Raw genomic sequence first — 12,033 nt, forward strand, 5'->3', positions numbered from 1 at the left:
CTAGGACTCCGTCAAAGTGACCGTGGTAAGCGTTCTCAAATCTGACAATGAGACGGCGTTGCGTGGCCGTGCGGGCTAACCGTAGAGCCGTCATCACGGCCTCTGAGCCGGACTGGGTAAAGGTGACCCGTTCCATGCCCGTCAGTTCATGGATGAGTTTGGCCACATCTCCCGCTAGTTCTGCCTGGGGACCGATTTGAATGCCGCGCTGTAGCTGGGTTGCGATCGCTTGCTGAACAAAGTCGGGGCGGTGACCAAATAGATAGACTCCAAACCCCATGGTGATGTCGATGTATTCGTTGCCATCGATATCCCACAGTCGAGCCCCTTCAGCTCGGGTACCCACAATGGGATAGAGCATCTCTTTGATGGAGGGCCGAAATCCGGCACAGGCACGACTATCGGCTAAATAGGGATGGCTAGTCTGCTTACGACGTTTTGACTCAGCCGTGCGCTGGGTGTAGCGCTGAATAAATGTGTGGAGATAGTGCTGCTGTGATTCAGTTAGGGACTGATGAGCTGCGGATACTGTTGTGGGGGGTGGAGAGGAGACATGTGGCGGGGCCGGTCGTTGCGGGGGCCGTGGTGGAGAAACCGTGGCTGGAGAAGCCATGGCTGGAGAGACCATGGCTGGAGAGACCGTGGCTGGCATTTGGGTGCCTTGCTGGGCATGACGCAGCAGCTCAATCTGTTGCGTCATTAGCTGCATCTGTTGTGACACAATCTGCTCTAAGCCCGTGGTAGCAACCACAGGACTCGTCCCCACAGACATGTCTGAAAACGCTGTTGTTACAGTGAGCGGTCCTTGGTTATTGAGTGGGGGAGAGTCGGTCGCTGCGGGCGTCCCAGTACTACTGTTGGGACTATGATCGGAATTACGGTTGGTCCCATCTGCCGTTTGCTGAGCGATAAAGTTAGATAACGCCTCTAGAGTCTGTAGATCTTCAAAGAATTGCCGAATGGTGACCGTCACACCAAAGCGGGCTTCAATGGCCTGAACAGCTTCAATCAGCACGATAGAATCAGCGCCCATTTCCAGGAACGGCGCTTGCGAATCAACAGCGTCTGGCGAGATCTTTAGCAGCTTGGCCACCAGCGTTTTTAATTCTGTCTGTACCTGGGCAACGGGGTTGGACGGTACTAGGACCTTGGCGGTGTCCGTGGGGGTAGGTGGTGTGGGAGATGTCGGCATAAACCAATAGGACTGGCGTTGAAAAGGATAGGTGGGTAGGGCAATCCGCTGCCCCTGGGTTTGATTGATAGCGGCCCAATCGACGGTAAACCCTCGAACAGCTAGTTGACTGAGGGTTTTTAGCATCACGCATTCGTCATCTTGCTTCGGCACCAGGGAGGGCAGCCAAGGTTTGGTAGCTTCAGAAAAACTGCGCTGTGCGATTCCTAGCAGCGTGGGCTGTGGCCCAATTTCAAGCCATAGATTAGGGCGTTGGGCCAGCAAGGTCTTTAAACCAGTGGCAAACTGAACCGGTCGGCGCAGCTGTTGACACCAGTAATCGGCATCTGGGGCCGCTGTTAACGGCTGGCCCGTCAAATTAGAAATTAGCGGGATTTTTGGGGATGCATAGGTCAGGGTTTGGGCAAATGTTGCGAATTCCGCGAGCATTGGCTCCATTAACGTCGAATGAAAGGCGTGAGAAACAGGTAGGGGGCGGGTACGAATCCCCTGATCAGCAAGAATTTTTAAGACGGAGTCCACAGCTGTTTTGTTACCAGAGATGACGGTGTTGCCGGGTCCGTTGATGACAGCAATTTCCACCCCATCTAAGGTCTCTATTAAGGGCTGTAGTTGTTCAGGTGCAGCAAATACGGCGGCCATGGTGCCATCTAGCGGCAACTGTTGCATCAGACGAGAACGCAGGGTCACAAGCCGCAGCCCATCTGTCCAGCTTAAGCACCCCGCCGCACAGGCAGCAGCATATTCTCCCAGGCTATGGCCTAGAACAACCGTGGGGACAATCCCCCAGCTCCGCCACAGTTCACTAAGGGCATATTCCAAAGCAAATAGGGCGGGCTGGGTATACGCTGTTTGGTGTAGTCTGTTTGCCTGCTCTTCTGTTTCCGTAAACAATACTGTCAGGAGCGACGGGTCTAGCTCAGATTGCAAGGCAGCATCGCACTCATCTAAGATGCGTCGAAACACGGGCTGTGTGTCATAGAGTTGTCTCTATACTCTGACTTCCTAATACATACCAGAACCTACTGGAGTCCATATTCTTCATGACAAAATTTTACTTTGAAAGAGCCGCACCCAAAGTAATACAGGGTTCTGTCTACTTACCTAACTCTTAGACGATATAAGGTTCGAGATAGGACGTTATGCAATAGTTTGTCTGTGAATCCACTGTACGCCGGGCAGTGGCACACTAACCCCTTTGCAGGATAAGCCCACTGTCTGCTTACACAACCATCAAGTTTCCTTGGTTTGTGTCTGCGATCACTGTGGAGTGGACTGATTGGGTATTGACTGAAGGATTCAGAGGTTCTCTGATGCTATGGCCCAGTGAGGTGTGTGGAATTTAATTGATTTTGCTTGCTAAGCTACTTGAAATCTTATTTGATAGCCCTTTTATTTTGTAGCAATGATGATTCTATGGCGAGGATTACAAGCCTTAGTGATTACAGCATTAAACCCGATCTGCTTCAAAGCAGTTTCTATATCAAAGGTATAGTAGTCGTCACTCCAGGGTTCGGTACTCTTCATAAGGGTTGACAAAATGGGATTCAAATTCTGAATATGGGGAGACTTAGGATCGATGTCCACCAGGGCTATGCTGCCTCCCTTACGCAATAGACGAAAGGCTTCCTGGCAAATTTTCTGGGTTGCCTTGCGAGGCAGTTCGTGGATAACGTACTGTAGCGATACTAAATCAAAAGAGGCATTAGGTAAGCCTGTTTCCTCTGCCTGAGCATGACGCCATTCGGCAATTTCATTGTTGGTATCGCGATATTTTGCTACAGACAACATATAAGGGGAGAGATCTAAACCGACAGTGCGAACTGCGTGGTTTTGGCGTTGGGTGTAGTGCTGATGGAGATATTGAGTGGAAATGCCGATCGAACAACCCACATCAAGGAGATTTTTGACATCATTTGGGCCATATTGATCGAGAACTTGATGAATATTAGTGCGTAGCTTTGCCTGGGCTGCCTCCCAACTCAAAGCTGGCCAAATTCGTAATGGCATGGCGTAGGTAGCTGGTTCCGTTTCAAACGCTGCAATCCAACATAAGTTTCCTTTGGCATAAGCGTGAAAAGGGGCCTGATAATAGTCAGGATAGGTAACAGTAGGATTGTTCAACTGAGGTAACCATTTTTTTACATCAGAGGTTACCAATGTCTGAACTGTCTCACGCCATGGAATTCCTTTTCTCTCTGCCTTTTTAATCAATACTTGTCGGGCTTGCTGTTTCATTAAGGCATATAATGGCTTGGTACCGATTAACCGATTAACAAAATGAGATAGCCAAGTATCTCCAGCCCAGGCAGGAGTCTGCTTTTGAAAGGAGATAGTCTTATTAGTCATAGTCTTACTAATCATGGTGTTTGGCTCCTAGGATATTGTGTGTAGGTTTTGTTGTGATGATCTAACTATGGCAAAAAAAATCGGCGAAAAAAATTCCGTTTTGTTCAGGTTTATTTAGGAGAAGGTTCAGGTTTATTCAGGTGTCATGAAAATAAGTGCTCGAAATTAGTTGAATGGGGTGAATAGCTCACATCTAATCAATGGGTATCAAAAACTTCAGGAGCAGGAGCAAAAATCTGCCAGCATAACTAAAGAGAAAAAATTTACTGCCGCGCGGTAAGAGTATAAGTTGCTGCATCCAAATCCTGAACTTGTTTCTTAACAGCCCTAAGTCTCTAGTAAGCTAATAATCTCATCAAACTGATAATTCTCAACTAAGGCATTGAAGCGAGCAACAATAGCATTTCCCCTTTTATTTAAAGCACCATTGGACGTCACTGATATCTCACTAAGTAGCTGTTTTACCCGTTTACCCTTAAGGGAGCTAGCTGCCTGTTTTAGCTCGCTCACCCACTCAGTAGGCATAGCTTTTAGCGCTGCTGCTAGCTCATCAGTGGTAACAGGTTCAGGCGTTGTAGCGTTAGTCAAATTAGGGGGAACACTGACCGAGTCATAGACAAACTCAGCTCCCAAATGTTCACTAATCTTTTTCCAAATACTCTCTTCTTGAAACGGCTTGAGCACAAAGTCATCAAACCCAGCCTGACGCATTAATTCCTGCTTACCTTCGAATACGCTGGCTGTCAGGGCAATAATTATCGGAGATTTTGAGTTTTGAGTTTTGAGTTTTGAATTATCTCTCTCGACTTCCTCTGCCTCTGCTTTTTCTGCCTCTTCTCGAATCCAACGAGTCGCTTCATAGCCATCCATCTCAGGCATTCTCAAATCCATCCAGATCAAGTGGGGCTGCCACTCTTTCCAGGTTTCTATCGCCTCTTGCCCATTACTTGCCTTTCGGACCGAAAGGCCAACCGGTCTGAGCAAATCTAACATGACCAAACAATTATCCGGTTCATCATCCACAATCAACATGCGATAGTCAGGTTGATCTGGCACTAAACCGACCACCTTCTCGGTGTAACGTTGCACCGGGAAAGACTCACTGTCAGCAATCTCAATTGGCAAAGACACCTGAAAACAGGTGCCTAAACCAACGGTACTGCTGGCCGTTATCTTTCCTCCCATGAGATTGACAAATTTATCTGTAATCGATAGCCCTAAGCCACTGCCCTGCTTAATCTTATGTCCTGCAGTAGTTTGTTCAAAGGGAACGAATAACTGTTCTAAATCCTCCTTAGGAATACCAGGCCCCGAGTCTTCTATATCTAAGTGCAAAGTAGGCTGTTGAGCACTATCCACACTAGCCTTTAAGGTCACGGTTCCTTTTTCAGTAAATTTCACCGCATTGCCGACTAAGTTAATCAAGATTTGCCGTAGCTTCCCTTCATCAACATAGATATGCTGGGGTAGACTAGCATCAGGTTCTATGCGAAACTGCAACCCTTTTTCTTGCACTTTGAGACAAAACATCCCTTGAATGTCTCTGAGAGTTTCATGCAAATCACAATATTTAGCATTGAGCACAATTTGCCCTGCCTCAATTTTGGACATTTCCAAAATATTGTTGATCAAGGACAGTAAATGCTCACCGCTGCGGTTGATAATAGTTAGACGCTGCTGCTGCTCAGGCTTAAAGGATGTGTCTTTGCCAAGAATTTGGGTGAAGCCAATAATGCTATTGAGAGGGGTGCGGAGTTCATGACTCATATTGGCCAAAAATTCTGATTTGGCTCGGTTTGCACTTTCTGCTTTTTCCTTAGCCTGTTGAAGTTCTACTTGAGTGGCTCTAAGAGTTTGCAACGTTGCCCTCAGTTCTTGGTTACTTTTTGCTAATGTTTGCTGGCTTTGGGCAAGGGATTCAGTACGTTTGGCTACCTTTTGTTCCAATACCTGGTTTGCCTGGGCCAACGCTTCTTCGGCCTGTTTGCGAGCACTGATATCACGCACCATGATCAGCACCTCATCATCTCCTAACCCTGAGATACGCACCTCTTCATCCTGGATCTGACCATCCAAAATCATGCGGTGTTCGTAGACTTGCAGTTCTCCTGTTTGTAATGCCTGCTGAATATGATGCATTCTTTTTTTAGCCAAATCAGATGGTAATGATTCATCCACCGTGTTACCAGGCAAAAATTTGGTTACACCATAAACCCGTTGCAAGCGATTGTAACTAACAATTTCTAAATAGGTGCCATCTCTCTTTGCATGGATAAGCAGATCAGGAATGGCTTCAACAATGGCACGATTAGTGGTTTCACTCTGCTGCAGTGCCTCAAAAGAATCCTTGAGCTGACTGGCCATTTTATTAAAGGCTCCGGCCAGGGTATCAATATCGGCAATGGGGCTGGGGACTATTTGCTGCTCTAAATCTCCTTGAGCTAGTTTTTCTGAGGCTTGGGCCATGGCCATTACTGGGGCCGTAATCCATCGGGCAGTGGCAATGCCAGAGAGGATAGCGACGGCCAGTGCGATCGCACACAAAACCAACGTATTACGAGTATTTGTATCAATCTGGGCCGTAAAGTCTGCCTTGGGAATCACCACCACCATCAGCCAGTCCAGCCCACGGCCATCTTGAATTGGAGTGACCTGTAAAAATTGCCGCTGGCCATCTAGCTTAAACGTAAACCGCTGACTGGTTGTAATGTGTTCAAAACTGTCAAACCGCTGCAATAAATCTTCGGTAGCGGCATGAATTAAGGGATGGCGGCTCTTTATTGCCGCCAGTCGTTCCTCTTGTCGATTTACCTTTAGAAACGGAGGTTCTGGTACCGAACTGGCAACAATATTCCCTGAACGTTCAACAATAAAGACCTGGCCATTGTCACTGACATTCAGCTGTCGTAAAAAGTCGCTGATGTTAGATAGTGTCAAATCCACCGCCAGCACCCCTAACAGCTGGTCCGCCACTACGGGTACAGCATGGGTAATCCCCAAACGGGGAGGATTCGCAAATACGTAAATTGGGGACCATGTAGACTGCCCAGCCGCCACGGCTGCTTGATACCAGGGGCGTGTTCTTGGATCAAACCCATCCTGATTGAGTAACGTTTTGCGATCGCCCTGCTGATCTAACTGATAAATCTCTCGGTTAGGGACTGTGCGCTGATCTTTGATTCTTAAGGTGGTGAGAACCTGATTCTCACGCCATATACCGACAAACTCTCCATCAGGATTACCAAAATAAACATAGGGAACGGCTTCAGAGATTTGGATCTGCTCCCAAAAGTAGCGGGCCATAGCATCGTAGTCGGTCAAATCAAAATACCCCGCCTCAATTGCCGCCACATTGAGTTGTAAAAACTGGTGAGGAGTATCAGCAAAGGTTTTGACATGGGTTTCCACCCCTGTAGTCACCTCATCACTGATCTGCTTGACCAGATCATCCACTGACTTCTGAGCATTACGAAATGCTAACCAGCTTGTCAATCCGACTGCTGCCATAAGTTGCACAACAAACGACACCACCAGGGCCTGACGAAGACTGAGCTTAGCGTTTTGAAAATGGCGCATGAATCTAGAGACAATAACGCTTATCTAGTCCATTGGATTTCGTTTAAGGATAGTGCGACTCGCATGATTTAGGTCATACCTTTCATCTGTGCTGCCAACCAGGTGTCAAAGCATTCATCCAGTAAACGCTGTTTCAAGCCATCGTTTAATTCGGCAGACACCCGCTCTTCCAGCCGCAAGATAACAAACCATTCGCCAATGGGAATGGGAAACCATAGCTGACCTACTTGACTCACTGACAACAGTCGCGCAATAGCACGATGAGGCTGCATCAGAGACACAGGCCCCACTAAACCACCCACTTCAGCTGATGACCCTTTAGAGTAGGTTTTTGCCAGGTTAGCAAAGGTATCTTCGTTTTTCTGAATGCGAAAATAGATGTCTTGGGCCAGACTGCTATCACGGGTACGAATGAGCGAATAGATCACCTGGTCAAAATCATGTTTACGTTTGGCATACAAAGACCCTAGCTGATGCGCCCATTTATTCTCTTTAAATCGTTGGACCTTAAACTGACGAATGGCTAAGGCTTCTAATTCGTCTGGCACCAGCCCTCGTTGACGACAAAATGCCTGCTGGTCTTCTACTGAAAATAAGTTATATCGCATGTCAAACTGCTGACAGGCAATTCTAATATCGTCAGGTGTGAGTTGAATGGATGCGATCGCTTGATCAATGACCAGATCTCGCTGTAATTGCGGCAGCAGTTGGTAGCGTTTGAGTAACGGTACCAAATCCATCGTACTAAGGGCTTGGGCATCAAATTGCAAGGTTGTATTCATAGCAGTGCCTCCTGAGAAAATGCCATGGACAAGGTCCAATATCGCGGAAAGCTACAGCAAAAAAAATACCGAAAAGTTCAGGTTTATTCAGGTTTAAATTCAGGTTTTTCAAAACGCTTTGGCTAATAGGACAATCTCATAGCGATCAGATAGAAATTCGCTATAGTCTGCCAAGTCATCTAACCCAGCCGCTCCTAAAAGAACTTCGCCTAATGCCCACAGGGTCAAACCAGTCATAAGTTGCTTCCATTTCCATGAACCAGAACGGCCATGGGCAGAGCGAGTCAAGTTCTGAGTTCTTAATGATGTCGTTATCGAGATAGCAGAGCGAGTCAAGTTCTGAGTTCTTAATGACGACGTTATCGGGATAATAGTCTGCATCACTTAAGCCCCTTACCGCATAGCCAATCGTTTGAGATGACTCAAGTATTGCGGTGATAGCAAGCAGAAAAAATCCCGAAAAGTTCAGGTGTTTGACCAGAAAAGGTTAGGAAAATTCAGTATGATCTTAGCTATCCCTCAAAATGTGACGGAGATTGGCTCAGTTGCTTCAATCATCTCAATATCACATTCAAAATAAGATTTACGAAAGTACACAGTCCCTGGTGTATCGAGGAACTGTGCTGTCGGAGGGAAACGGTTTGACCCAGGGACAGACTGTCATTATCAAACAGCTTAAAAACAATTATCCGTCCTCAAAGGCTTTAGCACGTTTCCGCCAGGAATATAGCATCTTGCAACATCTTGCCTTTCCTGGGGAGGCCAACTTTGGGACAAACCTGTCCCCTTCCACAGAAAACGAAACATCAGCTGGCAATGAATATATTGTTCAAGCCTATGGATTAGAATCCCATGAAAAAACTCTTGTTATTGTTCTAGAGGACTTTGGCGGTAAGTCCCTCAAAAATCTGCTTCATGGTGGGGCCATGGCCATAAACCAGTTTCTCACCATTGCCATCAAAATCACCCAGGCATTAGGATACATTCACAGAGCCAATGTGATCCATAAGGACATTAATCCCTCTAACATTGTTTTCAATGAGATCTCACAAGAGTTAAAGCTGATCGATTTTGGTCTCGCCACCCAGGTACCCCAAACCAGTGTCCGGTTAGAAAGTCCAAATGTATTAGAAGGCACCCTGGCCTATATTTCCCCTGAACAAACGGGTCGGATGAACCGGCTATTGGACTATCGCACAGACTTTTATTCTCTGGGGGTGACCTTCTACGAACTGTTAACTCAAACCGTACCGTTTTATGCCGACGATCCCTTAGAAGTCCTCCATCAACATTTAGCTCAATCCCCACCCTGTTTACAAGAAAAACGACCGGATATACCCACGGTTATTTCAGACATTGTTCTAAAGCTGCTGAGTAAAACAGCTGAAGAGCGTTACCAAAGTGCCCAGGGTATTCAGGCAGACTTGCAGCGGTGTTTACACCAGTTAGAAACCGAGGGAACTGTAGAACAGTTTAGCCTGGCCAGTCAGGATTATCCCCACCAGCTCAAAATTCCCCAAAGACTCTATGGTCGTGCAGCTGAAATTAACCAGTTGCTCGAAATCTTTAACCAGGTAGCCACGGCAGAAAAGACCGAGTTGTTGTTGGTCACGGGGCATTCAGGCATTGGGAAATCGGTCCTGGTTCAGGAAGTTTATAAACCTATTACTGAGAAGAAGGGATATTTTATCTCCGGTAAGTTTAACCAGGTGCAGCGAAATACCCCCTACGCTGCTGTAGTGGATGCATTTAGCAACCTGATACGGTTATTACTGACTGAGGATCAAGAGCGGCTGCAATCTTGGAAACTAAAACTGCTGCAGGCCTTGGGAAACAGTGGTCAGGTGATTGTGGATGTGATTCCAGATTTAGAGTTGGTCGTTGGCCCTCAGCCCGTTGTCCCTAAGCTGGGGGCAACAGAAACCCGTAATCGCTTTAATTTAGTTTTCCAACGCTTTGTTCAAGTCTTTAGCGATCCCACCCACCCCCTGGTAATTTTTCTGGATGACTTACAGTGGGCTGATGCGGCAAGCCTCCAGCTGATCCAACTGATTTTGACCAATCCTAAAATGAAGTCCCATCTGTTTATTGGGGCCTATCGGGATAATGAAGTCAGTCCCACACATCCCTGGATGATGGTGCTCAAGGCCTTGAAGGAGGAAGGTGTTAACCCTCGCCACCTGGCTCTCCACCCCCTGACCCACCAGCATATCCAGTCCCTGTTATCGGATACATTCCGCTGCGATCTGACAGCTGTTGATATCCTTGCCCAGCTAATCACCCAAAAAACCAACGGTAATCCCTTTTTTGTAAACGAGTTTCTCAAAACCCTTGCTGCCGAAAACCTGGTTTACTTTGATAGGCAACAGTGTCATTGGCAATGGGATATTCAACAGGTTCAAGCTCAAGACATTACCGACAATGTCGTAGAGCTAATGTTGGTCAAGCTGAAAAAGCTACCTCAAGCCACTCAGCAGCTGCTCTGTCTAGCCGCTTGTGTAGGGACCCAATTTGACCTGAAAACCTTGGCTGTTCTTGAGCGCAAACCAGATACAGATATTGCCCCAGACCTGATGGTGGCTGTCCAGGCCGGACTGATTTTAACCACATCACAAACAGATGCCAATTTACTGATTCAAGAATACCGATTTTTACATGATCGGGTGCAGCAGGCTGCCTATGACACCATGAGCGACAGCCAGCGGCAACAGCAACACCTGTCCATTGGCCAACTGCTATGGCATACGGTTCCAGCAGGAGACTGGAGTGATACCCTGTTTGATGTTGCTGATCACCTCAACATTGGCCGCAGACACAATACCGATACAGGCTTTCCATTGAAGCTGGCTGAACTCAATTTAAAGGTGGCTCAAAAGTCCAAAGATGCTACTGCCTACGACGCTGCCCACACCTATCTTGATGTGGGGCTAGATTGTTTACCAGACAATTGCTGGAATAATCACTATTCCTTGACTCTGGCGCTGCATCAAGCCCAGGCAGAAGTGGAGTACCTTCTGGGTAATTTTGACATCTCCCATCAACTGTTGGAAATTGTTTTAACCCAAGCTCAAACGGTCATGGACCGAGCTGAGGCATATAACCTACTGGTAATTCAGTCCACCCTTAAAACTGAGTATGCCCAGGCACTGGATTACGGTCGGCAGGCACTACAGCTGTTTAACATTGACTTTCCCCAAGAGAATTTTTCAGCAGCCTTTACCCAAAGCTGCAACCATCTTCAGGCCCGTTTGGACGATCGTCCCCTGGCGTCACTGCTAGAGCTGCCTGAAATTGTTGATCCTGAGCAACAGCTCGCGGTTAAAATCCTTTCTAATATTGGGTCAGCAGCCTATCGTTATAACCAGGCTGCCTGGCAAATCGTCGTTGTTCTGTCCATTAACCTGTTTTTAGACCATGGCAATGTAGCTGAGTCGTGCTATGGCTATTCCAACTATGGCACGCTGCTGGGCTCAGTCTTAGGTAACTATGAAGCCAGCTATGAGTCCTGCTTAGTATCTCTCAGACTGAGTGAACGATATAACAATTTAACTCAGAAATCGCGGGCCTGCTTTATTTTGAGTAACTTTGTGCACTCATGGGTCAAACCTGTCAAAGAGGCCGACGACATCAACCAAACCGGGGCACAGGTAGGTTTAGAATCCGGTGAACTGCAATATGTGGGCTACACCATCAGCTATCGCATTTCCAATTTGTTCTTTCAGGGCAAAAACCTGGAAGCCTTAATGGTGGATTTGCAAGATGCCCTAGCGTTCTGTCGCCAGGTCAAGAATCAGTGGGCTATCGATGCGCTACGGGGATATGAGTTAGTTCTCCAGCAGTTATTAACTCCTTTGGCAGAGGCCCCAGCTGAAGTCTCTGCGGAGGACGACCTGGCTCAGTTACCCGCAGCAGTGGAAACATCCTATATTCAAGCCTGTACAGACCACAAAAGTTTTAGTGGCCTCTGCCGCTACTACATTCTCAAAGCCATTATGGGCTATATGGACAGGGAGTTTGAGCTAGCCCTGGACTATGCCCGACAAGCCAGGGAACTGCAAAGTTATATTCTGGGGGTGATTTCCAATGCTGAACTCAACCTGTACACCTCCCTTATTCTGATCCAACTTTATCCAG

Annotated in this window: 6 protein-coding genes; 1 reads left to right on the forward strand and 5 read right to left on the reverse strand. The window is 47.2% G+C overall.

Going from position 1 to position 12,033, the window contains the following annotated elements; genetic code table 11:
• From DXZ20_RS00720 to DXZ20_RS00740, 5 genes are all read right to left on the reverse strand, one after another.
• The coding region (locus DXZ20_RS00720) for an aminotransferase class III-fold pyridoxal phosphate-dependent enzyme (RefSeq protein ID WP_348918530.1) at positions 1–2,158 on the reverse strand (2,158 nt) is incomplete at its 3' end.
• A 426-nt stretch (positions 2,159–2,584) separates the two neighbouring features.
• Positions 2,585–3,556 (reverse strand): class I SAM-dependent methyltransferase, encoded by a 972-nt coding sequence (locus tag DXZ20_RS00725; protein ID WP_250565535.1) that lies wholly within the window; start codon positions 3,554–3,556, stop codon positions 2,585–2,587.
• Positions 3,557–3,868: 312 nt separating this feature from the next.
• Positions 3,869–7,117 (reverse strand): ATP-binding protein, encoded by a 3,249-nt coding sequence (locus tag DXZ20_RS00730; protein WP_163695698.1) that lies wholly within the window; start codon positions 7,115–7,117, stop codon positions 3,869–3,871.
• A 68-nt stretch (positions 7,118–7,185) separates the two neighbouring features.
• Positions 7,186–7,899 carry a peptidylprolyl isomerase gene (locus DXZ20_RS00735; RefSeq protein WP_163695701.1) on the reverse strand — a complete coding sequence of 238 codons (714 nt, stop codon included), beginning with the start codon at positions 7,897–7,899 and terminating at the stop codon, positions 7,186–7,188.
• Between the two features lie 108 nt (positions 7,900–8,007).
• Entirely contained in the window at positions 8,008–8,280 is a 273-nt protein-coding gene (locus DXZ20_RS00740; protein ID WP_163661775.1) for a hypothetical protein, read from the reverse strand.
• Positions 8,281–8,444: 164 nt separating this feature from the next.
• Between DXZ20_RS00740 and DXZ20_RS00745 the strand changes: the two genes are divergently transcribed.
• The coding region (locus DXZ20_RS00745; RefSeq protein ID WP_250565536.1) for an AAA family ATPase at positions 8,445–12,033 on the forward strand (3,589 nt) is incomplete at its 3' end.

Source organism: Adonisia turfae CCMR0081 (genome assembly GCF_011009555.1).
In the GTDB taxonomy this organism is placed as follows: Bacteria; Cyanobacteriota; Cyanobacteriia; order Phormidesmidales; family Phormidesmidaceae; genus Leptothoe; species Leptothoe turfae.

Bases quoted from the DNA above. Each gene is read 5' to 3' on its own strand.
- DXZ20_RS00735 (WP_163695701.1), bottom strand. From the start codon at position 7,899: ATGAATACAACCTTGCAATTTGATGCCCAAGCCCTTAGTACGATGGAT.
- DXZ20_RS00725 (WP_250565535.1), bottom strand. From the start codon at position 3,556: ATGATTAGTAAGACTATGACTAATAAGACTATCTCCTTTCAAAAGCAG.
- DXZ20_RS00730 (WP_163695698.1), bottom strand. From the start codon at position 7,117: ATGCGCCATTTTCAAAACGCTAAGCTCAGTCTTCGTCAGGCCCTGGTG.
- DXZ20_RS00740 (WP_163661775.1), bottom strand. From the start codon at position 8,280: ATGCAGACTATTATCCCGATAACGTCGTCATTAAGAACTCAGAACTTG.